Origin of the sequence: Enterobacter sp. BIDMC 27, from assembly GCF_000534415.1 — a bacterium.
Classification (GTDB): domain Bacteria; phylum Pseudomonadota; class Gammaproteobacteria; order Enterobacterales; family Enterobacteriaceae; genus Enterobacter; species Enterobacter hormaechei_C.
The window spans coordinates 3,372,067-3,396,399 of record NZ_KI973178.1; the positions used below are offsets into that span (position 1 = coordinate 3,372,067).

The window sequence follows — 24,333 nt, forward strand, 5'->3', positions numbered from 1 at the left end:
TATTAATTCCTTATCAATACGCCCGGGATGCCCAGAACGCCGTCAGGCGTTCCCAGGTCAGTTCCTGCGTTGAATGAAGTTGTAATCCCGCATGGTTCAGGCCAGGCCCAATCCCGACCGACAGCATTCCTGCGGCGTTAATCGCATCTACTCCTGCGGCGGCATCTTCGATACCAATGGCCTCTTCAGCACGCACGTTCAGTCCTTTACAGGCCGCAAGGAAGATTTCCGGGTCCGGCTTTGAGCGGCTAATGCGCGAAGCATCGGCGCAAAAATCGAAAGCCTGATGAATACCCAACGCGTGCAAAATCCCAGGAGCATTAAGCGATACGGATGCCAGGCCAATTTTGACCTTCGCGGCGCGAATATCCGCCAGCACGTCGCGAATACCCGGCAGCAGCGAATCCTGGGTCAGTGATGCCAGCGACTGGACGTAAAGCGCGTTTTTTGTCGTCGCCAGCGCCAGGCGCTGCTCGTCACTGAACATCCCCTCTTTCCCGCCATGTTTCAGAATGCGCTGGAGGGAGTCCATACGGCTTATTCCCTTCAGCTGTTCGTTAAATACTTCATCGAAGGTGATACCAATCTCTTCCGCCACGGCGCGCCAGGCCAGAAAGTGAAGATGCGCGGTATCGGTGATCACCCCGTCCAGATCGAATACAACAGCGTTAAGCGTCATGGCGCCCCTCCGTGGTAGCGGTCCCATTAACAGATGCAAGAAAGTCCTTACGCGCGCAGACTTTTCGCCCTGATACGTGCAGCGTTTTACCCCACAGCGTCAACGTGACAGGTGCGGTGGTTTCAATGGTTAACTGGTCATCTTCACAGGTAACGTGCATTGTTGCGTCCCGCCACCGCAGCGGGAAGGCGAGTTTCTGCCAGTGAGCAGGCAGCTTCGGCGCAAGATGCAGCTCCCCTTCGCTAATGTGCAGGCCAGCAAATCCCTGAATGGCGCCCAACCAGATCGCACCGGTGGCGGCGGCATGAATACCGTCATCACTGCTGTGCGGGTCGTCCCCCAGGTCGATGGCGATACCATCACGCCAGAAGGCATACGCCCCGTCGGTGTCACCGCAGCGTGCGAGCACAATGCCGTGAATGGCTTTACTCAGGGATGAATCATGGATCGTGCGTGGCTCGTAGAACGCCAGATTGGCGGCACATTGCTGCGGCGTAAACCGTTCCGGCAGCAGGTAGTTAAGCATCACCACGTCGGCCTGCTTCAGGATCTGCATCTCGTTCACTTCCGCGCGAGAGTAATCAAGCAGAATGGTTTGCTTACCCGCTTTGGCTTTATAGCGGCTCAGATCGATGGCAGGTTTCGCCATGAAGGTATCGTCCTGCGGGATCACACCGTCTGCATCGGCCTCTGGCAGCCACAGGCGCGCCAGGAACTTCCCGGCATTCTCCGTAAAACGCGCATCTTCACGCCCAAACATCGCCATAAACTGACGCGCGCAGGCAACGTTGTGCCAGGCCAGATAGTTGGTGTAGGCATTGTTGTTGACATGCTCGGTGTATTCATCCGGTCCGATCACGTCATGGATCTCAAGACGACCATTAATTTCCGTCGCGCGTCCCATCCAGAACGAAGCGGTTTCCATCAGCAGCGTCAGGCCCTCATTGCGCATAAAGGCATCGTCGTGTGTTGCCTGCCAGTAAGCGACAACGGCCCAGGCAATATCAGCCACGATGTGGTGTTCAGCGAGAGCGGAGGCGACCTTCTGGCGAACCCCGGTGCGGATGTTAATGGCTGCGAATTCTGGCGTCTCTTCCTGTCCGCTGGCGGCGCTTTCCCACGGGAACAACGCGCCCGGCCAACCGTTACGCCGTGCTTTTTCACGCGCGCCCGAAAGATTGAGCCAGCGATAGCGCAGCAGACTGCGGGCAATCTGTGGACGGGTAAACAGATGGAACGGCAGCAGGAAAATTTCGGTATCCCAGAAGACGTGTCCCTTATACCCCTCACCCGTCAGCCCTTTCGCCGCAATACTGCTTCGCTCATCATGAGCAGGCGTCATTGTCGTCAGATGCCAGACGGCGTAATCCAGCGCCAGCTGATCCTGCTGTTCTGCACACGTCACTTCCACCCGAGCATCACGCCAGACCGCTTCCCAGGCGTACGCTGAGCTCTCAAGCAACGCATCGTAGCCTCTTGCCGCGCAGACTTTGAGATCGGCCAGCGCGTTGCGGGCGAAAGACTCCTGCGAGAGCGCTTTATCGCTGCGATGCGTCAGCCAGACGCTCTTCTCAAGCGTGACAGTGTCATCTTGCGAGATAGTCAGAGAATGATGAACGCTGAGGCGCCGATTTTTGGCGGTGAAACAGCTGTCGCTCTTAGCGGAGAGCTGACAAAACGCCGAAACAACAACTTCAGACGCCCGGTCCTGCGTTTCATACACACCCTGCATGTAGTGCTGGTCAAAGACCCTGACCGAGATTTCATCCAGGTGCTGCCTGCCGCTGTTCGTTTGTGTCGCATCTATGCCGGTTTTCAGCACGGCCTGAGCGGCGCCGTCAAGCGGTGTGATCGAGAGCTGCATTGCCACTAAGGGCAACTGGTCCAGCGAAACAAAACGACGGCTCTCGAGGCGATAGCGTTTTCCGTCCGGCGAACGCCAGACAACGTTACGATGCAGTTCGCCGTTAGCAAAGGCCAGCTCGCGTTGCCACTCAAGAATTTCGCCTGAAAGGAGCGTGAAATTGACGCCGTCCAGCTCAACTTCAATCCCGGTGACATCCGGCAGATTGATCAGCTCAGTGGTTTCGTTGCGTCCCGCGCGATGATACAGCCCCGCGAGATACATGCCTCTGGTCTGCTGGGTGTAATCTTCTTCATGCGTGGCGCGAATGCCCATGTAGCCATTGCCGCAGGCCATAATGGACGCGTACTTATTCAGGCTATGCGGGCAAAAGCCCGGATCGGTTAATACAGACTGGTTCAGCATAACGTCACGCTTTCCCCTGTTTCCGCGGCTTCATATAACGCCGCGACTAATTGCTGGATCACCAGCCCCTGCTCCGCATCGGCAATCATGACCGGCTCGCCCAATACGTGGCGAACAAACGCGTCCATACTGCGCAGATGTCGGCGATCGTCAGCCTCTTCCCGCTGGGTCAGCGTCTGTAAAACACCGGCTTCGTCGTTATAAATGTGTGCCGGGAACAGCGTTGCACCCGCCTTCTCACCGCAGAAAGAGACGTTCATGATCGACTGCTCGCGGATATTAAGCGCAAAAGAGGTGTCCAGACGCAGAATGCCACCGTTGCAGAACTCAATCGTGCCAAACAGGGCATCTTCCACGGTAAACTGCGCAGGATCCCATTCGCCAAACTGGCCGGTGTGTTTCCGGTTCCCCAGTCTCTGGAAGCTGTGCGCGGTTACCCGCTTCACGGCCGGGAAGCCCAGCACATACATCGCGGCATCCAGCATATGAATGCCGATATCGATCAGCGGCCCGCCGCCCTGAAGCGATTTATTGGTGAACACGCCCCACCCCGGCACACCGCAACGACGCAGCGCCTGCGCGGAGGTGAAGTAAATTTCACCGAGCGTTCCGTTCATAACCGCATCGCGCAGGAGCTGGGTATCCAGGGCAAAGCGATGGTGAAAATCGTACGCGAGGACTTTTCCAGCCTTGCGCGCCGCCAGACGCATCTCATCTGCCTGGTGCGGGGTCATCGCCGGCGGCTTTTCACACATCACATGACAGCCTGCTTCGAGAGCCGCCATCACATGTTCAAAATGGAACCGGTTAGGCGAACAGACGCTCACCACATCCGGTTTTACTTCCTGCAACATCTCGTGAGCGTCCTGCCATGCCGATGGAATAGCATAACGTTCCGCGAACGCCTGTGCCTGCTCAAGGCGGCTGTCCATGACAGCCACCATTTGAACATCACTGCGCGTGGCGTAATACGAGGCATGCACTTTGTCTGCAACCTGCCCGGCGCCAATGATGGCGACGCGCAGAGGCAAAGGTGTAGAAGCACTCATCACGCTAGTCATCCTTAGCATTCACGCAAGTAAGTGAGAGAGTCCTTATAGGCCTGAGCCGGATCGTCGGCACGCACCCGGCACTCGTACACGACGTAACCCTGATAGTTATCGGCACGCAGCTGATCGAACAGGCTGGCGAAATCGAGGCTGCCGCTGCCCGGCTGATAGCGGTGGTTATCAGCAATGTGCACATGACCCAGCAGGTCGCGGTTCTGATGCAGCGCTTCCGTCAGGGAGTCTTCTTCAATATTCATGTGGTAGAAATCACCGATGATCTGCACGTGCTTCAGGCCATTCTCTTCGATATAACGACGCGCGTCGGCCAGAGTGTTGATCATATGATCCTGATAGCGGTTCAGCGGCTCCAGGTAGACGGTAGTACCGGTGCGCGCTGCCACCTCATCCAGCCAGCGCAGAGAAGCGCTGACCGCTTTGCGATCGCCGTCCAGACTACGTGGCGAAGTCATTGGCGGCAGACGGAAGGTAAACATCCCCCAGGCAGCCGGGACGATAATCCCCTTGCCGCCCACTTCTGCCAGCGCTTCAAGAATGCGTTCAATCTGCTGTAGACCGTTCAGGCGGCGTTCTTCGATAAAATCCCCGATCCAGCCATCGTAACCGCCACAGGCCGTCGTGACTGGCAGGCCGGTGGCTTTGATAGCCGCTTTTACTTCGTCGAGGTTTTCCACCAGCAGTCGGCCATCGATTTCGTAGCCATCAAATCCCATCGCTTTGATGTATTCGAATTTTTCCATGATAGCGGTCGGGAAAAAGGCCTGGTTTTGTGTTGCGATATTCATGATTTGCTGTCCTTAGCTTAAAAAGTGACGCCCATTTTGATACTGAGTTCCGGGTGCTGATCGACATACTTCATATAGCTTTCCGGGCTGGTGGTGAAGGTGACGACCGGGTCGATCAGATCTTCGCAATTGAGATAACCGTTCATCAGCAATTCCCAGCAGGTCTCTTCAATACGCTTGCGGCTCCAGCGCGGATAATCCGGGTTGGGTTCACTGCATGCGCGGGAGAAGACAATTTTGGCGTTATTGAAGTGTGCTTCGCGACCAAGGTTGAAGCCCGCCGCGAACGGCTTGGCGAAAGCCACATAGGAGATGGTGCCGCCGTAGGCGAGACCGCGCAGCGCAGATTGCAGCGCATCTGCGAATCCGCTGGTTTCGATGATCACATCTGCGCCCTGCTTGCCGGTCAGTTTCTTAATTTCCAGACCGACATCGGTACCGATTGGGTTCAGGCAGTGGTCTGCACCGTGACGGCGGGCGATCTCACAGCGGTGTTCGATAGGATCGACACCAATAACCACTGACGCGCCGGCTTTTTTCGCCAGCTGAATCGCAATCTGGCCAATCGCGCCCAGCCCCACAACCACGACGAAATCCCCTACGCGGACGTTAGCATCACGCACGCCGCTCATGGCGAACTGCGCCGGATCGTAACAAACGGCGTTTTTCCAGGATGCGCCCTTCGGCATTTTGCGCAGCTTATAGTTGTTCACCGCGTTAACGATGACCGTTTCCTGCAACGGGCCGTAGCAGCAGACGCTGTCGCCGATCTGGTATTCCGTCACGTCCGCACCACATTCGATGATGTCGCCGACGATCATGTTCCCCAGCTGGAATTTACCAAATTCGATGCCGCGCGCTGCACCTTCTTCACGCGGGGTAAACATCTGCCACTCAGCGTTGAACTCTTCATCAATGAACGGGCTTGCCGCGCGGAAATCCACGACTTCAGTGCCGTGTTTCGGGGCGCCATAACGGGCACGAATCTTCACCTCATGTGCTGCAACAGGACGATCTTCGTATTCCACCAGCGCCGCTACACGAGGCGCTGTCGCAACTAATTTTTTCATGACTGACTCCTTGTTAAAATCGGCCGCCTCAGCCCTTCACGCCGCCGGCGGTCAAACCACTTTTAATGAAACGTTCAGACAGGGCATACATAATGACGACCGGAAGTGCCGTGACCAGCGATGCCGCCATCATGCGACCCCAGATGTAATCTGGCGTACTGAAGAGCGTGTTCAGCCCCACCGGCAACGTAAAGTTGCTGGCGCTGGACAGGAAAATGGAGGCGAACAGATAGTCATTCCACGCCACCATGAAGCAGTAGACAAAGACCGACACCAGACCCGAGATCGCCAGCGGCACGGTGATGCGGAAGATGATTTGCAGGCGGTTCAGGCCGTCCATCATCGCGGCTTCTTCGATTTCGTCCGGGATGGTGTCGAAATAGCTGCGCAGCATAAAGACCGCGGTAGGCAACGTCTGCGTCACCATGGTGATGATCAGCGCCAGTTCGGTGTCATAAATGCCGAGCGCGGTGATGATTTTGAACAGCGGCACCACCAGCAGGATCCCGGAGAACATATAGACGGTGTAGAAGCTCGCATTGATCGTCGTGCGCCCTTTAAAGCGCAGTTTGGATAACGCATACGCGCCCAGCGTGCCGAGAAACACCGCAATGACCGAGGAGGTCAGCGACACCACCATGCTGTTACGAAAGTAATCCACAAACGGGAAAATCAGCGGGTTAAAGATGTCGATGTAGTGCTGTAGCGTCCACTCCTGCGGCAGAATGGTCGGGTGCAGCGAGATCGCCTCTTTCGCGCTTTTGAACGACGTCATCAACATCACAAAAAATGGAAACAGCGTGATAATCAGAAATAGCGCCAGTCCCAGATAAAAACCGATACGGCCCAGAACGCGTTTATTTGTTGCCATTGAGGTTTACCCTTTTTCTGGTCAGCAGAATGACAGCGAAGATGATCACAAACAGCACAACGGAAATGGCGGCTGCTTTACCCAGGTCATTGAACGCAAAGGCGGTTTTGTAGAGATATACGCCCAGAATGTCGACCTTGGTGGTGAGCAGATACACATCCGCAAACATGTAGAACATCCAGATGGTTCGCAGCGTGACCACCGTGGCCAGCACCGGCATGATGGCGGGCAACGTCACGATACGAAAACGCTGCCAGGCATTTGCTCCGTCCATCTCTGCCGCTTCGTACAATGATTTATCAATGGTCTGTAAAATCGCGAGGAACGAGATAAAGGCGTACGGGAAGTAACGCCAGATGGCGAACAGGACAACCAGCACAAAACTGCTGCCAGGATTATCGAACCATAGCGGCGCCTGATCGTAGAGATGCAGCAGATCAACGCCCAGATAGTTCACAATCCCGTAGCCGTTGTTGAACATGTATTTCCAGGCAAATACCAGTGAAATAGACGGCGTCACGTAGGACAAAATCACCAGTGAACGTGCCGTTTTCCGCATGCGGAATTCACGGTTAAAGAAGATCGCTACGGCCAGTCCCAGCCCGGTGCTGCCGAGCACGACCAGCGCCGTATACCAGAACGTCATCCACAGGGAGTGCCAGAACGCAGCATCGCCCAGAATGCGAATGTAGTTATCCAGGCCGACGAACACCGCATCAATACGCGGGTTCAGCGGTAAACGTAAAAAACTGATTTCAATGTTGGAAATCATTGGCCAGGCCACCAGGCCCCCCAGCAAAATCAGGCTGGGGGCCAACAGCAGCATGGCGAAAGGCATATCTGAACGACCAGAAAACAACGTCTTCATAATTCCCTTCGCAAAGCGCTCCTATCGTTGTGATATCAGGTCAGTCAGTTTCTTCTGGCTGTTGCTTAACGTCGCACTGAGATCTTTTTGTCCCACCGTCACGTTATGCACCATGGAACTGATAATGCCGGAGCCGGTAACATCTCCCATGCGGGTAAAGTTTTTGTCGCCTACGGCGCCAAATACCTGGACGTTCGGGAACTGGGCAATCAGCTCGTAAGGCAGTTGGCCAAAGGCTTTGATCACGTCGTTGTTTTTCCAGCTTTCAGTGCCCACCACGAGTTTGTTCACCGGCAGCGCCGCACCAGGGGACATCATCACCCAGTCAGACGCGTTTTGAGCCTGCTCCATCCAGGTCACAAATTTTTCTGCCGCCTGCGTTTCCTCTTCGGTCTGGCCGGTCGTGATCGTCAACGAGGTGATCATGCCGTACACGGCTGATGATTTTTCCGTCGGGACCACGAACCCCAGGTTGGCCGGATTGCCATCTTTGTAGACCGCGGGCAGGATATAGGTGGAGTAAACGGCCATAGGCGCAGAGCCGTTCATAAAGGCGTCTTTGATCTCCATGACATCATTCGAGCCCGGCATGGTGTTCGCGGCCAGTGCCCGATAAAACGCCAGCGCTTTCGACATTTCAGGGGTATCGATTTTCACGTTGCCGTTTGCATCAAAGACGTTGGCTCCGCCTGACAACGCAAACTGCGAGAAGGCCTGCTCCGTCATGACGCTTTCTGCGGTTGGAAGCGCGATACCGTAATGTTTTTTCGCCGGATCGTTGAGCGCCTGACTGGCTTTCAGCAGTTGCTCCCAGTTGTGCGGTTCTTCGATTCCCGCTGCCGCGAGCGCGTCTTTGTGATACCAGACGCCGGACAGCCACGCGCTAACCGGCACCCCCGTCCATGCCTTGCCGTCTTCGGTGCGAACAACGCGTAAAATGCCGTCGTAAAAGGTATCTTCGCCGACGGCGTTAATCGCGTTGCCGATCGCGTCACGGTCCAGCAGTTGCTCTTTATCCATGACTTTGGCGTAGTCATGGCTGACTTCAATCACTTCCGGCAGCGCGCCGGTACGGGCCAACGTAATGACCTTGGTGTTATAGGCATCTTCCTCAACGGGGACCTGTTTCACCGTAATAGTCGGGTTTTCTTTCTCGAATTTTTCGATCAGTTTCGTAATAACTGCCTGACGCTCCTGTTCTACCGACGAGTGCATAAACTCAATGGTGACCTGAGATGCTTTATCGTCCTTACAGCCTGATAACAGGGCGCACGAAACCAGTGCTGATAACAGCACAATTTTGGGCATTTTCATTTTAGGGTCCTTTTTAGTTTTCTTTAATCCACATTACCTGCCATGGATTGAGGGTCAGTTCCGTACCGCTAATATCTTGTCCTGAGAGTAATTCCCTACCAAAGAGCGTTTGTCCATAAACGGTCTGCATTTTATTGCTAAAATTAAATAATGCTGTCATTCGCTCGCCATTTTCAGCAACACGAACAATTTTAAGAATATTTTCACCGATTGCGTAAAAAATAGCCTGACTATCCGGATGGAACGCACGCTCGCCGCGACGAATAGCAATAAGCTCACTCAAACGAGAATAAATCTGATAACGTATACTCTTATTATTATTAAGCTCCCGATCAACCTGACCTGCGGTGTATTTCTTCCTGTTTATCGCGCGATTATATCCGAGACGTTCGACACCTTCATAATCGTTACGCGAACCAAGAATGCTTTGAATATATACAGCCGGTACGCCAGGAAAACTTAACAACACAGCATGCGCCAGGATGAACCGCGCAATGCGCTCATCATCTGAGCTGTCTCGCAAACTCAACGCATCAAGATAGGTGACATTAATTTCATAGGGGCTTCGCGTTCCGTCAGGATTATTTTTCCAGTTGACCAGCGCGCCTTCCTGCTGAAGCTTTTCGACCAGCGAAAGGATCTCTGATTCCGGAAGGATGCCGCGTAATGGGTTCAATCCGATACCATCATGTGAAGCCAGGAAATTAAACCAGGTGGTGTAAGTTGAAGGCAGCGCCAGCGAGCCCGCCCACCGGCACAGGGCTTTAACATCCTGACGATGAACGGCGTGCAGCACCAGCGGCGGTAAGGAAAACTGATAGACCATCTGGGCTTCATTTTCACCATCACCGAAGTAAGAGATATTGTCTTTGTGGGGAACATTTGTCTCAGTGATGATCACCGTTCCAGGCGCCACGGCGTCCGTAATGGCGCGGAACAGCTGGATAAGGCAATGGGTTTGTTCCAGATGGATACAGGTGGTTCCCGGGATCTTCCACATAAACCCGACCGCATCCAGACGGATATAACGCGCCCCTTCCATGAGGTAATGGAGCAGAACGTCAACCATGGCAATCAGCACCTGCGGCGAGGCGAAATTGAGATCGATCTGGTCATCGCTGAATGTGGTCCACAGATGACGAACGCTGCCATCATTAAGCGTAAACGGCGTCAGCAGCGGTAATGCGCGGGGACGCGTCACCGCCGATAAATCGGTTTCGGGATCGACAGAAATAAAGAAATCTTCGTAGCCCGGCTTCTGCGCCAGATAATTAGCAAACCATTCGCTTTTCGCTGACATATGGTTGCAAACGAAGTCAAACATTAAGCTGGCAGACTGTTTTAATTCCGCGACATCTCGCCAGGTTCCGGTTTCAGGTGCAACTTCGTGATAATCAATAACGGAAAATCCATCATCCGACGACCACGGATAAAACGGTAACAGATGGACATGAGAAAACGTGCGAGAAAGCCATTCATTATAGAAACGGGTAAATACCGGCAACGCTTTCTCCCCTTTCGCGGAAAACTGATCGGCATAGGTAATCAGCACAACGTCTTTTTCATCCCAGCCTGACTTACGCTTTTCCGTAATATTAACCGCCGCCTTTTCAAGCTTAGTTAATAACACGTTAAGGTGTGCATCTGAAAATGATTCACCGTAAATATGATTGATAAGTTTTTTAATTTTTGCGTTCACATTATTTTCCATGGTAGCGGTCCCACGGATTGGCAATCTACTCCCATGTAAAATATCTGTCAACGGACCCGGGGGCAGAAAGCAGCAATCTCAGCGCAGCGCAACGCATTATTGTGAGCTGCCGCAAAGAAAGCAGAAAAGCAGAAGAAACGCAGAAGGGAAAGTCATGCCCCTTCTCTGGGCGAGAAAGGGCTTATGCGGGAGGAACTAGCGTGACAGGTAGCGCCGGGAAACGCGTTTTGCCAGCTTCTGTAACAGCGGCTCCAGAGCGACCGCCAGCATCATTCTGACCGGCTTGCGGGCAACAGACTTGATCGCCCAACCCGCCACACCGGCCGGGCCATAACGTAACGCCGTCATCAGAACCAGTTTACCTGCGATTTTCAGGCCGGGTTTTACCTTCTGACCGGCCTGTTGCCAGTTTTGTTTCATGTAAGTTCTCTCTTAAAGCTGACGAAAACGACTTCTCAGCGTAAAGGTATCGGAGGTGACATAACGTTCCATCTCGCGCAATCGCTTCTCCCCTGCGCTCAGCTGTTCATCCACCGCGTTCAGGAGATCGCTGCTGGTTGGCGTGTTCTCCGCATCCAGCTCACCTTCCGGCATAGGATCGAGTACAAACGACAGGATGATGTATGCCACCAGTGTAATAAAGGCCAGGCCGAAGAAAATCGACAATACGGTGACCACACGCACCAGTTTTACCGGAACATCCAGATAGTGCGCCAGCCCGGCGCAAACGCCCCGAACCATGCCCTGCTGTGGGATCCGCCACAGTTTTTTATTCAGATTCAGTCCAGCCATTACCGTTCCCTCCAGTTCGGGTGTTCCGCGTCCAGGATCGCTTCCAGCGCCTGAATACGTTCGCGCATTTTATTTGCCTCGGCAGAGAGCTGCGCCAGCCGCTGTTGTTCACTCTGCGACAGCTCACCGCGTGAAGAGCGGTTGCTGTAGTGCAGCCATAACCAGATGGGCAGAACAAACAGCACGAAAATGGTCAGGGGTATAGCCAGAAAAAGCGCGCTCATGTGTACTCCTTGTCTTACGATGCGGCACGCTCAGGTGCCGCAGGAATTATTATTGGTTGTCTTGTTTCATTTTGGCTTTCAGCGCAGCCAGTTGCTCGCTAATTTCATCATCGGCCTTCAGGTCAGCAAACTGCTGATCGAGGGTTTTCTGTTTACCGATGCTGTGGCTCTCGGCTTCAGCTTCCATGTGGTCGATACGACGTTCAAACGATTCGAAACGGGCCATCGCTTCATCCAGCTTGCCGCTGTCCAGCTGGCGACGCACGTCGCGAGACGAGCTTGCAGCCTGGTGGCGCAGCGCCAGCGCCTGTTGACGTGCACGGGTTTCGCTGAGTTTGTTTTCAAGCTCACCAATCTCTTTCTTCATACGCGCCAGAGTATCATCCACCAGCGTCACTTCGTGTTCCAGCGTGGCAACCATGTCGGTCAGCTTCTGCTTCTCAATCAGCGCAGCGCGAGCCAGATCTTCTTTATCTTTACGCAGCGCCAGTTCCGCTTTTTCCTGCCATTCGTTAAGCTGGGCAGTTGCCTGCTCGATACGACGCGTTAACTGCTTTTTCTCTGCCAGCGCGCGGGCGGAGGTGGAGCGTACTTCAACCAGCGTGTCTTCCATCTCCTGAATCATCAGGCGCACCAGCTTCTGCGGATCTTCCGCTTTCTCCAGCAGCGAGTTGATGTTGGCGTTCACGATGTCGGCAAAACGAGAAAAAATACCCATAATTCAATCCTCATAGTTCTGTTATCGGGCGATGCCCTGCTGAGTAGTTAATACAAATCCCATGCCAACTTTTTATCTTATTGATTTTACTGAGTGTGATTGATATTTATCCAGCCAGCGGCTATTCTCACCTGGTGAATATCACTAAGGAGTGGTTAATTTCATCATGGCTGAATATAAAGATAATTTGCTTGGCGAGGCCAACAGCTTCCTGGAAGTGCTTGAACAGGTATCGCGCCTCGCGCCACTGAATAAACCGGTGCTGATTATCGGTGAGCGCGGAACGGGTAAAGAACTTATCGCTAACCGCCTGCACTTTCTGTCTGGCCGCTGGGACGGCCCTTTTATTTCCCTTAACTGCGCGGCGCTGAATGAAAACCTGCTCGACACCGAGCTGTTTGGTCATGAAGCTGGCGCCTTCACCGGCGCACAAAAACGCCATCCCGGACGCTTTGAGCGCGCCGATGGCGGAACGCTCTTTCTCGACGAGCTGGCGACCGCGCCGATGCTGGTGCAGGAAAAACTGCTGCGCGTCATTGAGTACGGTGAACTGGAACGCGTTGGCGGCAGTCAGCCCCTCCAGGTCAACGTTCGCCTGGTATGCGCCACCAACGCCGACCTGCCCGCGATGGTGGCTGAGGACAAATTCCGCGCCGACCTGCTGGACAGGCTGGCTTTCGATGTTGTACAGCTGCCGCCGCTGCGGGAGCGGCGCAGCGATATCATGCTGCTGGCCGATCAGTTTGCCATTCAGATGTGCCGGGAACTGGGTCTGCCTCTCTTTCCGGGCTTCAGCGAACGGGCCACCGGGACCCTGCTCGGTTACCACTGGCCGGGCAATATTCGTGAACTGAAAAACGTGGTGGAACGGTCCGTTTACCGGCATGGCAGCAGCGAGACCGAACTGGACAACATTATTCTCGATCCTTTTCGGCGCGAGGATAAACAGCCCCCGGCTCCGGCGACGCGCCAGCAGGCTCCGGCGTTGCCGCTCGATTTACGCCACTTCCAGCATCAGCAGGAGCAACAGTTGCTTGAGCAGAGCCTGAAAGAGGCGAAATATAATCAGAAACGGGCAGCTGAACTGCTGGGCCTGACCTACCATCAGTTAAGGGCATTGCTCAAAAAACATCAAATGCGCTGACATTATCAGCACTTACCCCCAGACATTTTTACGAAGCAGGCGTAAGTGCGATACACTTTGCAGATCGAATCTAAAAACCTTAAAAACTATGCGCCTGGTTTTATCGTCCCTGTTTGCACTCGGTCTGTTCAGCAATCTGGCCTTTGCTGCGCCCGATCGCGCTGTGCCTCCTGATATCCGTGATAGTGGTTTCGTCTACTGCGTCAGCGGGCAAGTTGATATTTTTAATCCGCAAAAAGCGGGGAGCGGCCTGATTGTCGATACGCTGGCCGCACAGCTCTACGATCGCCTGCTCGACGTCGATCCTTATACCTATCGGCTGGTTCCGGAGCTTGCTGAAAGTTGGGAAGTGCTTGATAACGGTGCCACATACCGCTTTCGTCTACGCGATGATGTCGCATTTCAGCACACCCCGTGGTTTACCCCAACCCGTAAGCTCAACGCGGATGACGTGGTTTTCACCTTCCAGCGCATATTCAACCGCAATCATCCGTGGCATAACGTTAATGGCGGGAACTTCCCCTATTTCGACAGTCTGCAATTCGCGGACTCGGTCAAAAGCGTTCGCAAACTGGATAACCGTACGGTTGAGTTTCGTCTGAATCGCCCGGATGCCTCCTTCCTCTGGCATCTGGCGACGCACTACGCCTCGGTCATGTCAGCCGAATACGCGGATCAGCTGACGAAAAAGGATCGTCAGGAACGTCTCGATCGTGAGCCTGTAGGCACCGGTCCGTTCCAGTTAGCAGAGTACCGCGCCGGACAATACATTCGCCTGCAACGCCACGATCGTTTCTGGCGCGGCAAGCCGCTGATGCCGCAGGTTATTGTTGATCTGGGTTCAGGTGGAACAGGCCGACTCTCCAAACTGCTGACCGGCGAGTGCGACGTGCTTGCCTGGCCTGCGGCCAGCCAGTTGACCATTTTGCGCGACGACCCACGCCTGCGCCTGACCCTGCGCCCGGGCATGAACATCGCTTATCTGGCGTTTAACACCGATAAGCCGCCGCTAAATAATCCGGCCGTGCGCCATGCGCTGGCGTTAGCGATCAACAACCAGCGTCTGATGCAGTCGATTTACTACGGTACCGCGGAAACCGCCGCCTCTATTCTTCCGCGCGCCTCCTGGGCCTATGACGGCGAGGCGAAGATTACGGAATATAATCCGGCGAAAGCGCGCGAACAGCTTAAAGCGCTGGGGGCAGAAAACCTGACGCTACAGCTGTGGGTGCCCACCAGCTCTCAGGCGTGGAACCCCAGCCCGCTGAAAACGGCTGAGCTGTTGCAGGCTGATATGGCGCAGGTGGGCGTTAAGGTGATCATCGTGCCTGTCGAAGGCCGTTTCCAGGAGGCGCGTCTGATGGACATGAATCACGACTTAACGCTGGCTGGCTGGTCCACCGACAGTAACGACCCGGACAGCTTCTTCCGTCCGCTGCTGAGCTGTGCGGCAATCAACTCCCAGACCAACTACGCCCACTGGTGTAACCGGGAATTTGATGCCGTGCTGCAAAAAGCGCTGGCGTCTCAACAGCTTGCCTCACGCATTGAGGCCTACGATGAAGCGCAAAATATTCTGGCCAGAGAACTTCCCGTGTTGCCGCTTGCCTCTTCCCTGCGCCTCCAGGCCTACCGTTACGATATTAAAGGGCTGGTACTCAGCCCGTTTGGTAACGCCTCCTTCGCGGGCGTGACCCGTGAGAAAGAACAAGAGGTGAAGAAACCATGATTATATTTACCTTGCGTCGGCTACTGTTACTGCTGGTGACCCTGTTCTTCCTGACCTTTGTCGGCTTTAGCCTGAGCTACTTTACGCCGCACGCCCCGCTTCAGGGCTCATCTCTCTGGGACGCCTGGCTGTTCTGGTTTAATGGCCTGCTGCACTGGGATTTTGGCGTGTCCAGCATCAACGGACAGCTCATCTCCGAACAGCTGAAAGTGGTTTTCCCGGCCACCATGGAGCTGTGTATACTCGCCTTTGGCTTTGCCCTCATGGTGGGGATCCCGGTGGGAATGCTGGCGGGAATTTATCGTAATAAATGGCAGGATAAATTTATTAGCGCGCTTGCCTTAATTGGCTTTTCCATCCCTGTTTTCTGGCTGGCGCTGCTGCTTACCCTCTTCTTCTCACTGACGTTAGGCTGGCTGCCGGTATCTGGCCGTTTTGACCTGCTGTATAACGTGCAAACGGTTAGCGGCTTCGCCATCGTTGACGCCTGGCTTTCTGATTCAGTCTGGCGCGACGAAATGATCGTGAGTGCGCTGCGCCACATGGTGCTGCCGGTGCTTACGCTGGCCGTCGCGCCGACGACCGAGGTGATCCGCCTGATGCGCATCAGCACTATCGACGTCTTCGATCAAAACTATGTGAAAGCCGCCGCCACGCGCGGACTGTCTCGCCTGACGATTTTACGTCGCCATGTGCTGCACAATGCGTTGCCCCCCGTAATCCCACGTCTTGGGCTGCAATTCTCAACCATGCTGACGCTGGCGATGATCACCGAGATGGTTTTCAGCTGGCCGGGCCTTGGGCGCTGGATGATCAATGCCATTCGCCAGCAGGATTATGCGGCGATCTCCGCCGGCGTGATGGTGATTGGCTCGCTGGTCATTATTGTTAACGTTATTTCCGATATTTTGGGTGCCATGGCCAACCCATTGAAGCATAAGGAATGGTATGCCTTACGATAACGTCTACAGCGAAAAGCGCACGCCCGGTGCGCTACGCACCGTGTGGCGTAATTTTTACGGCGACACCACGGCGATGATCGGCTTTTACGGCTGCATTGGCCTCGTGTTGCTGTGCGTTTTGGGTTCGTGGTTTGCGCCGTATGGCATCGATCAGCAGTTCCTTGGCTATCAGCTTTTACCGCCGTCGTGGTCGCGCTACGGGGAGGTTTCGTTCTTCCTGGGGACTGACGATCTCGGACGCGACGTGCTAAGTCGTTTGCTGAGCGGCGCCGCACCGACGGTAGGCGGCGCGTTCGTGGTCACCCTGGCTGCCGCAATCTGCGGCCTGGCGCTGGGCATTTTTGCCGGCTCAACCCACGGGCTGCGGTCGGCTGTGCTTAACCATATTCTTGATACCCTGCTCTCTATTCCTTCGCTGTTGCTGGCGATTATCGTCGTGGCCTTCGCGGGGCCGCACCTCACCCATGCGATGTTCGCCGTCTGGCTGGCCATTCTGCCGCGCATGGTGCGCTCGGTTTACAGCCTGGTTCACGACGAACTGGAGAAAGAGTATGTCGTCGCCGCCCGTTTGGATGGCGCCACCACGTTTAATATTTTGTGGTTTGCCGTGCTGCCTAACATTGCCGCCGGGCTGGTGACGGAGATCACCCGCGCCCTGTCGATGGCGATTCTGGATATCGCAGCGCTGGGCTTCCTGGACCTTGGCGCGCAGCTCCCCTCCCCGGAATGGGGCGCCATGCTTGGCGATGCGCTGGAGCTGATTTACGTTGCGCCGTGGACGGTCATGCTGCCGGGCGCGGCCATCATGGTGAGCGTGCTGCTCGTTAACCTGCTGGGCGACGGGATCCGCCGCGCAATCAATGCGGGGGTGCAATAATGCCGTTACTCGATATCCGCAACCTCACGATCGAAATTAAAACGGGCGAAGGCTGGGTCAAGGCCGTGGATCGCATCAGTATTACGCTCGCAGAGGGCGAAATCCGCGGGCTGGTGGGCGAATCGGGTTCGGGGAAAAGTCTGATCGCCAAGGCCATTTGCGGCGTGGCGAAGGACAACTGGCGGGTGACCGCCGATCGTATGCGCTTCGACGACATCGATTTGTTGCGTCTCTCCCCGCGCGAACGCCGTAAACTGGTGGGCCATAACGTCTCGATGATTTTCCAGGAGCCGCAATCCTGTCTCGATCCGTCCGAGCGCGTCGGGAAACAGCTGATGCAGAACATCCCCGGGTGGACCTATAAAGGCCGCTGGTGGCAGCGTTTCGGCTGGCGTAAACGCCGTGCCATTGAGCTGTTGCACCGTGTCGGGATCAAAGACCATAAAGACGCGATGCGCAGTTTCCCCTACGAACTGACCGACGGTGAATGCCAGAAAGTGATGATTGCCATCGCCCTGGCGAATCAGCCGCGTCTGCTGATTGCGGACGAACCAACGAACGCGATGGAGCCAACCACCCAGGCCCAGATTTTCCGCCTGCTCACGCGTCTGAACCAGAATAACAACACCACCATTTTGTTGATCAGCCACGACCTGCAAATGCTGAGCAAGTGGGCGGATAAAATTGACGTAATGTATTGCGGCCAGACGGTAGAAACCGCGCCAAGCGAAGACCTGGTGACGACGCCGCATCATCCCTACACGCAGGCGCTGATCAGGGCGATCCCGGACTTTGGCAGCGCGATGCCGCACAAAAGCCGTCTGAATACGCTGCCTGGCGCGATACCGCTGCTGGAATCGCTGCCCATTGGCTGCCGTCTGGGTCCGCGTTGCCCGTATGCTCAGCGCAAATGCATCGAAACACCGCGCCTGACAGGGCCGAAAAATCATCTGTTTGCCTGTCATTTCCCGCTGAACATGGAGAGAGAGTGAAATGGTTGAAACCTTACTGGAAGTACGTAACCTGAGTAAGACCTTTCGCTATCGCACCGGCCTGTTTCACCGTCAGACCGTCGAGGCTGTTAAACCGCTGAGCTTTACGCTGCGCGAAAAGCAGACGCTGGCGATTATCGGTGAAAACGGCTCGGGCAAATCGACCCTGGCAAAAATGCTCGCGGGTATGGTCGAGCCGAGCGGCGGTGAAATACTGATTGACGATCATCCTCTGGAATTTGGGGACTACTCTTTTCGCAGTCAGCGCATCCGGATGATTTTTCAGGATCCGTCGACGTCCCTGAACCCGCGTCAGCGTATTTCCCAGATCCTGGATTTCCCGCTGCGGTTGAATACCGACCTGGAGCCGGAAGCGCGTCGCAAACGGATTGTCGAAACCCTGCGTCTGGTAGGCCTCCTGCCCGACCATGTCAGCTATTACCCGCACATGCTGGCCCCGGGCCAAAAACAGCGTCTCGGTCTGGCCCGCGCGCTGATCCTGCGCCCGAAGGTCATCATCGCCGACGAAGCGCTGGCGTCGCTGGATATGTCGATGCGTTCGCAGCTCATTAACCTGATGCTGGAGTTACAGGAAAAACAGGGGATCTCGTATATCTACGTGACTCAGCACCTGGGCATGATGAAGCACATCAGCGATCAGGTGCTGGTAATGCACCAGGGAGAAGTTGTTGAGCGCGGCAGTACCGCTGACGTGCTGGCCTCCCCGCTCCACGATCTGACAAAACGCCTGATTGCCGGCCACTTTGGTGAAGCGTTGACGGCGGACGCGTGGCGTAAAGATCGTTAGCCGCTGCGTAACCCGCTTGCCAGCAGAGTAAACACCTCTATGGCATGCGGGAGGGTCTTCTGCGGTTCTTCACTCGCGGCAATCAGCAGAGCCGCATTCAGAGCAGCGCCATTCAGCAGATGGGCTGCGACTCTGGCATCCATCTTTTTGATTACGTTGCACTCCATCATTTTTTCGATGGTCTGACGGGTCGACTCAAGGCAGCTGTTCTGGCTGGGCCATTGCGCCGGGTCGCCCAGAACAGCCGGGCCGTCAAGGAGGACGATACGCTGAACTTCCGGAACGAGCGCCATTTTGATATAGGCGATGCCCTCCGCCAGCAGTCGCTCCCAGTCATCTTCGGCGGCGGCGGCAATCGCTTTTGCGTTTGCTGCCATTTCGCTGTCTATCTGCGCGACCACCGCCGCCAGTAATCCCTTCTTGTCGTTGAAATTATGATATAGCGCGCCGCGTGTTAACCCCACGCTTGCCGTGAGTTCATCCATTGACGCTGCGGCATAGCCTTTTTCAGCAAATGCCTTTCGCGCCGCCTGAATCATTTTCTCGCGATTTTCCTGGGCCGTTTCAGCGCGACGTTTTGTAGCCATGGGACTTCCTTAATTAAGCGATAACTATAATTTGACATACGCGACGTATGTGAATTACATTTTTCACATACGTCGCGTATGTTACTTCTACCGCGTAAGCACAACAATACCTCTGACAGAAAAGGAAAAGCCATGCCTTCACGTGATCCCGTCTTCCCGGCTAACCGACATGCCCTCTATGAAGAGCATGGCTATTCAGCTGCAATTCGCTCTGGCGATCTGTTATTTGTTTCCGGTCAGGTTGGCAGCCGCAGCGATGGCACACCTGAACCCGACTTCCCCGCTCAGGTGCAGCTGGCGTTCGATAATTTACGGGCGATCCTGGCAGCCGCGGGATGTACTTTTGACGATCTGATTGATGTCACGACGTTTCATACCGATCCTGAAAACCAGTTCCCCGTTATCATGGAGGCGAAAAAACTGGCATTTCCCCACGCTCCTTACCCAAACTGGACAGCAATAGGCGTTAACTGGCTTGCGGGTTTTGATTTCGAAATTAAGGTTATCGCCAGAATCCCCTCGTCAGCGAATTAAGATCCGGCTGTGCTCCGGGCAGTCTCTGGTTGGATGAGGCGAACCCTGCGTGCGGTGATATACTGCTGGGATACACACGAAACAGCCTGATGAAGAGACAGTTCGACCTCTTCCGTGAGCCCATTCACGGCGCAGGAGCGAGAAATATCGTGACACGGGGCTGTGAGTGGGCTATAATTTCGAGCTAATTTCGAATGATTTTGAAATACTGCCTGTAACGCTATGAATTACAAGGCAAAATAAGCAATGAATATAAGGATTAAAGCTATGGGTTTTCTTTCCGGTAAGCGCATTCTGGTGACTGGCGTTGCCAGCAAACTGTCTATCGCATACGGCATCGCACAGGCAATGCATCGCGAAGGCGCTGAGCTGGCGTTCACCTACCAGAACGACAAGCTGAAAGGCCGTGTTGAAGAATTTGCCGCGCAGCTGGGTTCCAGCATTGTTCTGGAATGTGACGTTGCACAAGACGAAAGCATTGATGGCATGTTTGCTGAACTGGCAAAAGCATGGCCGAAATTCGACGGTTTTGTTCACTCCATCGGCTTCGCTCCTGGCGACCAGCTGGACGGCGACTACGTGAACGCGGTTACCCGTGATGGCTTCAAAATCGCCCACGACATCAGCTCCTACAGCTTCGTTGCAATGGCAAAATCCTGCCGCGCGATGCTGAACCCGGGCGCAGCCCTGTTGACTCTGTCCTACCTCGGCGCAGAACGTGCTATCCCTAACTACAACGTTATGGGTCTGGCGAAAGCGTCTCTGGAAGCCAACGTGCGCTACATGGCGAACGCGATGGGTCCTGAAGGCGTGCGTGTTAACGCTATTTCTGCGGGTCCAATCCGTACCCTGGCCGCTTCCGGTATCAAAGATTTCCGTAAAATGCTGGCACACTGCGAAGCGGTTACCCCGATTCGTCGTACCGTTACTATCGAAGATGTGGGTAACTCTGCGGCATTCCTGTGCTCTGACCTTTCCGCAGGTATCTCCGGCGAAGTGGTTCACGTTGACGGCGGCTTCAACATCGCTGCAATGAACGAGCTGGAAATTAAATAAGCTTGTCACTCTCTTCCCGTCAGGGAAGAGAGTTTCCCCCGCCCCGCCCCTCGTTATTCCGTTCTGCTATTTGTTATCACCTAACAATATTTTTCCCCTCACCCGCCTTACGCCAGGATATTGATCGCCATTTTGAGATCAAGGAACGCCCATGGAACAACGCCGTTTTTCCGGCAAAGGCCACTGGTATCATGAAACCCAGTCGAATCATTCGCAGACGGACGTTCTGCCGCTGGTGCCCGAAGCCGCTAACGTCGACGACCGTTTTTTGCTCGATTTAGCCCTGCCCGATGACATTCTCGCAAGCTGTGCTGGTTGGCTTACGCCTGCCCGAACCTTGTGTCATCTTTTGTTCCCGCTTGATACTCCCGTGAACCGTCTGCATACGCTCAGCGCCTACGACAGGCTGAGCACGGCATTAACGGTTGCCCAGGCGTGTGGCGTTCAGCGGCTCTGTAACCACTACGCTGCTCTGCTCGCCCCTCTTCCGGGGCCGGACTCCTCCCGGGAAAGCAATCGACGCCTTGCAGAAATTACCCAGTATGCCCGCCAGTTAACCAGCTCACCCGATGTCATCGATGATAAAGCCCAAAACCAGCTTGATGAGGTTGGACTCACAACGTATGACATTGTGCTTATCAACCAGATCATCGGCTTTGTCGGTTTTCAGGCGCGAGTGGTCGCGGTATTTCAGGCATTGCTTGGCCATCCGGTACGCTGGCTGCCCGGGCATCACATTCAGCCCCATACGCTGCCGGTCAGCTTCAGCAGATGGACCGCCACGCTACCCGCGGTTGAGCTAAAATATGCCAGTGCGCTTCAGCTTGAGGCGCTCTCACGCTGGCAGGCGGAACCGGCGCTTGAAGCGCTTACTCCTGTGCTGTGTCATGAGCCGATGCTGCTTGATCTGACGGGCGAAATTCTGCTTAACCATCCGCGAAGTGAAGGCCCCGCGTCTTCGATGCTCTCAGCCGCTCGTGCGCTGCTTGTCGCCTCTCCGGATCGCTTTAGCGCCGCCCAGTTAACGCCCCTGACCGGGTCAGGTCTCTCGCCAGAGAAGGCCATCAACCTGCTTACCCGAGATGCATTTTATGGCTGGCTGGACCGTCTGCGCGTGGCGCTCGGCAAAGAGGAATAACCATACTCTTTACCTAAAGAGCGCTTGCTGTAGCAGTGAGATTCGCGTAAAACTGTCAGCCGCTCAATGGCTACGAAAATAGAACATTATGTTTCAGGACAACCCGCTGCTAGCGCAGCTTAAACAGCAACTGCATTCCCAGACGCCGCGTGCAGAAGGGGTAGTAAAAGCCACGGAAAAGGGCTTTGGCTTTCTTGAAGTTGACGGGCAGAAGAGCTACTTCATTCCGCCTCCTCAGATGAAGAAAGTGATGCATGGCGACCGCATTTCGGCCGTTATTCATACCGAAAAGGAACGAGAGTCTGCCGAGCCGGAAGCACTGATCGAACCTTTCCTGACCCGCTTTGTCGGGAAAGTGCATAAAAAAGACGATCGTCTTTCTGTCGTGCCGGACCATCCTCTCCTGAAAGATGCTATTCCGTGCCGCGCCGCGCGTGGCGTTGAGCATGATTTTGTTGAGGGTGACTGGGCGGTTGCTGAGATGCGCCGTCATCCTTTAAAAGGCGATCGCGGTTTCTACGCCGAGCTTACCCAATACATTACCTTCGGCGACGACCATTTCGTCCCATGGTGGGTGACGCTGGCGCGCCACAACCTCGAAAAAGAAGCGCCTGAGGGCGTGGCGACTGAAATGCAGGACGAAGGTCTGGAACGTCGCGATCTGACGGCGCTGGACTTTGTCACCATCGACAGCGCCAGCACCGAGGATATGGACGATGCGCTGTATGCCGAAGAGACAGCCGATGGCAAACTGCATCTGACCGTCGCCATTGCCGACCCTACCGCATGGATTGTCGAAGGCAGCAAGCTGGACGAGATGGCCAAAGTGCGCTCGTTCACCAACTACCTGCCGGGCTTTAACATTCCGATGCTGCCGCGTGAACTCTCCGACGATCTTTGCTCGCTGCGTGCGCACAAAGTACGTCCAGTGCTGGCCTGTCGGATGACCATTGCGGCTGACGGTACCATTGAAGAAGATATTGAATTCTTCGCCGCCACCATCGAATCCAAAGCCAAGCTGGCCTATGACGACGTGTCCGACTGGCTGGAGAACACGGGCAGCTGGAAACCCGAGTCCGACAACATTGCCGCACAAATTCGTCTGCTGCACCGCGTCTGCCTGAGCCGCAGCGAATGGCGTCAAACTCACGCGCTGGTCTTCAAAGATCGTCCGGACTACCGTTTTGTGCTGGGTGAAAAAGGTGAAGTGCTGAATATTGTCGCTGAGCCGCGCCGTATTGCCAACCGCATCGTTGAAGAAGCGATGATATCCGCCAACATTTGTGCCGCCCGCGTGCTGCGCGACAAATTAGGCTTTGGCATTTACAACGTGCACACCGGGTTTGATCCAGCGAACACCGAAGCGCTGGCTGCCCTGCTGAAAACCCATGACGTACACGTCGATCCTGAGGAAGTGCTGACCCTGCAAGGTTTCTGCAAACTGCGCCGCGAGCTGGACGCGCAGCCGTCAGGGTTCCTCGACAGCCGTATTCGCCGCTTCCAGTCCTTTGCGGAAATCAGCACCGAGCCAGGCCCGCACTTCGGCCTTGGCCTTGAGGCTTACGCGACCTGGACCTCCCCGATCCGTAAGTACGGCGATATGGTTAACCATCGTCTGCTGAAAGCGATCATCAAAGGGGAATCTGTTGCCCGCCCACAGGATGATACGACATTGCAGATGGCAGAACGTCGCCGTCTCAACCGTATGGCGGAGCGTGATGTCGGCGACTGGTTGTACGCGCGCTTCCTGAATGATAAGGCAGGGACTGACACCCGTTTCCTGGCGGAAATCATTGACATCAGCCGCGGCGGTATGCGCGTTCGTCTGGTGGATAATGGCGCCGTTGCCTTTATTCCTGCCCCGTTCCTGCATGCCGTTCGCGACGAACTGGTTTGTAGCCAGGAAAACGGGACCGTGCAAATTAAAGGCGAAACGGTTTACAAGGTCACTGACGTGATTGATGTCACCATCGCTGAAGTGCGCATGGAAACCCGCAGTATTATCGCGCGCCCTGCCGCCTGATAACCGCGTAAACTTCCGGCCGTTCCGTTAAGGGGTGGCCGGGAGTTCTCTCCTGAATTATCTCCCGCAAAATCATCGTTTTTTCTCACACTTTTCTGTTTCCCATCGCCACATT

General features: G+C 55.1%; 24 protein-coding genes. 10 read left to right on the forward strand and 14 right to left on the reverse strand.

Annotation, left to right across the window (positions count from 1 at the left end):
* Nucleotides 1–13: 13 nt before the first annotated feature.
* The 13 genes from pgmB to pspA form a co-directional block, all read right to left on the reverse strand.
* On the reverse strand, nt 14–679 hold the full coding sequence (gene pgmB / locus L463_RS06850) for a beta-phosphoglucomutase (protein WP_023296699.1): 666 nt from the start codon (nt 677–679) through the stop codon (nt 14–16).
* A complete protein-coding gene (locus L463_RS06845; protein ID WP_032673236.1) occupies nt 669–2,948 on the reverse strand; it encodes a glycoside hydrolase family 65 protein in 2,280 nt (759 codons plus the stop codon). The genes pgmB and L463_RS06845 overlap by 11 nt, the downstream gene beginning before the upstream one ends.
* Nucleotides 2,942–4,000, reverse strand: a complete 1,059-nt coding sequence (locus tag L463_RS06840; RefSeq protein WP_108454265.1) for a Gfo/Idh/MocA family protein — start codon at nt 3,998–4,000, stop codon at nt 2,942–2,944. Before L463_RS06840 ends, L463_RS06845 begins: the two co-directional genes overlap by 7 nt.
* 11 nt (nt 4,001–4,011) lie before the next feature.
* Nucleotides 4,012–4,800 carry a sugar phosphate isomerase/epimerase family protein gene (locus tag L463_RS06835; protein ID WP_032103388.1) on the reverse strand — a complete coding sequence of 263 codons (789 nt, stop codon included), beginning with the start codon at nt 4,798–4,800 and terminating at the stop codon, nt 4,012–4,014.
* Nucleotides 4,801–4,817: 17 nt separating this feature from the next.
* Nucleotides 4,818–5,870, reverse strand: coding sequence for a zinc-dependent alcohol dehydrogenase (locus L463_RS06830; RefSeq protein ID WP_032103387.1), 1,053 nt, complete (start codon nt 5,868–5,870; stop codon nt 4,818–4,820).
* A 28-nt stretch (nt 5,871–5,898) separates the two neighbouring features.
* On the reverse strand, nt 5,899–6,741 hold the full coding sequence (locus L463_RS06825) for a carbohydrate ABC transporter permease (protein ID WP_015570402.1): 843 nt from the start codon (nt 6,739–6,741) through the stop codon (nt 5,899–5,901).
* The gene (locus tag L463_RS06820; RefSeq protein WP_003856862.1) at nt 6,728–7,609 is read right to left on the reverse strand and encodes a carbohydrate ABC transporter permease; all 882 of its coding nucleotides are present in this window, start codon (nt 7,607–7,609) and stop codon (nt 6,728–6,730) included. The genes L463_RS06825 and L463_RS06820 overlap by 14 nt, the downstream gene beginning before the upstream one ends.
* A gap of 21 nt (nt 7,610–7,630) precedes the next feature.
* Nucleotides 7,631–8,923 (reverse strand): ABC transporter substrate-binding protein, encoded by a 1,293-nt coding sequence (locus tag L463_RS06815; RefSeq protein ID WP_032103386.1) that lies wholly within the window; start codon nt 8,921–8,923, stop codon nt 7,631–7,633.
* Between the two features lie 13 nt (nt 8,924–8,936).
* Entirely contained in the window at nt 8,937–10,634 is a 1,698-nt protein-coding gene (locus tag L463_RS06810; RefSeq protein ID WP_032103385.1) for a sugar phosphorylase, read from the reverse strand.
* Nucleotides 10,635–10,829: 195 nt separating this feature from the next.
* The gene (pspD, locus tag L463_RS06805) at nt 10,830–11,054 is read right to left on the reverse strand and encodes a phage shock protein PspD (RefSeq protein ID WP_003856857.1); all 225 of its coding nucleotides are present in this window, start codon (nt 11,052–11,054) and stop codon (nt 10,830–10,832) included.
* A 12-nt stretch (nt 11,055–11,066) separates the two neighbouring features.
* Nucleotides 11,067–11,426, reverse strand: coding sequence for an envelope stress response membrane protein PspC (gene pspC / locus L463_RS06800; RefSeq protein ID WP_006810819.1), 360 nt, complete (start codon nt 11,424–11,426; stop codon nt 11,067–11,069).
* On the reverse strand, nt 11,426–11,650 hold the full coding sequence (pspB, locus tag L463_RS06795; RefSeq protein WP_003856853.1) for an envelope stress response membrane protein PspB: 225 nt from the start codon (nt 11,648–11,650) through the stop codon (nt 11,426–11,428). Before pspB ends, pspC begins: the two co-directional genes overlap by 1 nt.
* Before the next feature lie 49 nt (nt 11,651–11,699).
* Nucleotides 11,700–12,368: a phage shock protein PspA gene (gene pspA, locus L463_RS06790; RefSeq protein ID WP_015570399.1), complete on the reverse strand. Its 669-nt coding sequence runs from the start codon at nt 12,366–12,368 to the stop codon at nt 11,700–11,702.
* A 151-nt stretch (nt 12,369–12,519) separates the two neighbouring features.
* On the opposite strand from pspA, the gene pspF reads away from it, so the two are divergent.
* The 6 genes from pspF to sapF all read left to right on the forward strand — a co-directional run bounded on the left by pspF (nt 12,520) and on the right by sapF (nt 18,880).
* Nucleotides 12,520–13,512, forward strand: coding sequence for a phage shock protein operon transcriptional activator (gene pspF, locus L463_RS06785; protein WP_162200891.1), 993 nt, complete (start codon nt 12,520–12,522; stop codon nt 13,510–13,512).
* 88 nt (nt 13,513–13,600) lie between these two features.
* A complete protein-coding gene (gene sapA / locus L463_RS06780; protein ID WP_017383082.1) occupies nt 13,601–15,241 on the forward strand; it encodes an ABC transporter substrate-binding protein SapA in 1,641 nt (546 codons plus the stop codon).
* The gene (gene sapB, locus L463_RS06775; protein WP_017383081.1) at nt 15,238–16,203 is read left to right on the forward strand and encodes a putrescine export ABC transporter permease SapB; all 966 of its coding nucleotides are present in this window, start codon (nt 15,238–15,240) and stop codon (nt 16,201–16,203) included. Before sapA ends, sapB begins: the two co-directional genes overlap by 4 nt.
* Nucleotides 16,190–17,080 carry a putrescine export ABC transporter permease SapC gene (gene sapC / locus L463_RS06770; protein WP_003856843.1) on the forward strand — a complete coding sequence of 297 codons (891 nt, stop codon included), beginning with the start codon at nt 16,190–16,192 and terminating at the stop codon, nt 17,078–17,080. The genes sapB and sapC overlap by 14 nt, the downstream gene beginning before the upstream one ends.
* Nucleotides 17,080–18,072 (forward strand): putrescine export ABC transporter ATP-binding protein SapD, encoded by a 993-nt coding sequence (sapD, locus tag L463_RS06765; RefSeq protein WP_003856840.1) that lies wholly within the window; start codon nt 17,080–17,082, stop codon nt 18,070–18,072. The genes sapC and sapD overlap by 1 nt, the downstream gene beginning before the upstream one ends.
* 1 nt (nt 18,073) lies before the next feature.
* Nucleotides 18,074–18,880 (forward strand): putrescine export ABC transporter ATP-binding protein SapF, encoded by an 807-nt coding sequence (sapF, locus tag L463_RS06760; protein ID WP_003856838.1) that lies wholly within the window; start codon nt 18,074–18,076, stop codon nt 18,878–18,880.
* Here the strand turns inward: sapF and L463_RS06755 are convergent.
* Nucleotides 18,877–19,467, reverse strand: a complete 591-nt coding sequence (locus L463_RS06755; RefSeq protein WP_023296707.1) for a TetR/AcrR family transcriptional regulator — start codon at nt 19,465–19,467, stop codon at nt 18,877–18,879. The two genes, sapF and L463_RS06755, sit on opposite strands and share 4 nt — an antisense overlap.
* 132 nt (nt 19,468–19,599) lie before the next feature.
* Here L463_RS06755 and L463_RS06750 point away from each other — a divergent pair, with 132 nt between their 5' ends.
* The 4 genes from L463_RS06750 (at nt 19,600) to L463_RS06735 (ending at nt 24,218) form a co-directional block, all read left to right on the forward strand.
* On the forward strand, nt 19,600–20,001 hold the full coding sequence (locus L463_RS06750) for a RidA family protein (protein WP_023296708.1): 402 nt from the start codon (nt 19,600–19,602) through the stop codon (nt 19,999–20,001).
* Between the two features lie 267 nt (nt 20,002–20,268).
* Nucleotides 20,269–21,057 carry an enoyl-ACP reductase FabI gene (gene fabI / locus L463_RS06745; RefSeq protein WP_003856831.1) on the forward strand — a complete coding sequence of 263 codons (789 nt, stop codon included), beginning with the start codon at nt 20,269–20,271 and terminating at the stop codon, nt 21,055–21,057.
* 151 nt (nt 21,058–21,208) lie between these two features.
* On the forward strand, nt 21,209–22,195 hold the full coding sequence (locus tag L463_RS06740) for a CMD domain-containing protein (RefSeq protein ID WP_023296709.1): 987 nt from the start codon (nt 21,209–21,211) through the stop codon (nt 22,193–22,195).
* Nucleotides 22,196–22,283: 88 nt separating this feature from the next.
* Nucleotides 22,284–24,218, forward strand: coding sequence for an exoribonuclease II (locus tag L463_RS06735; protein WP_023296710.1), 1,935 nt, complete (start codon nt 22,284–22,286; stop codon nt 24,216–24,218).
* Nucleotides 24,219–24,333 lie beyond the last annotated feature (115 nt).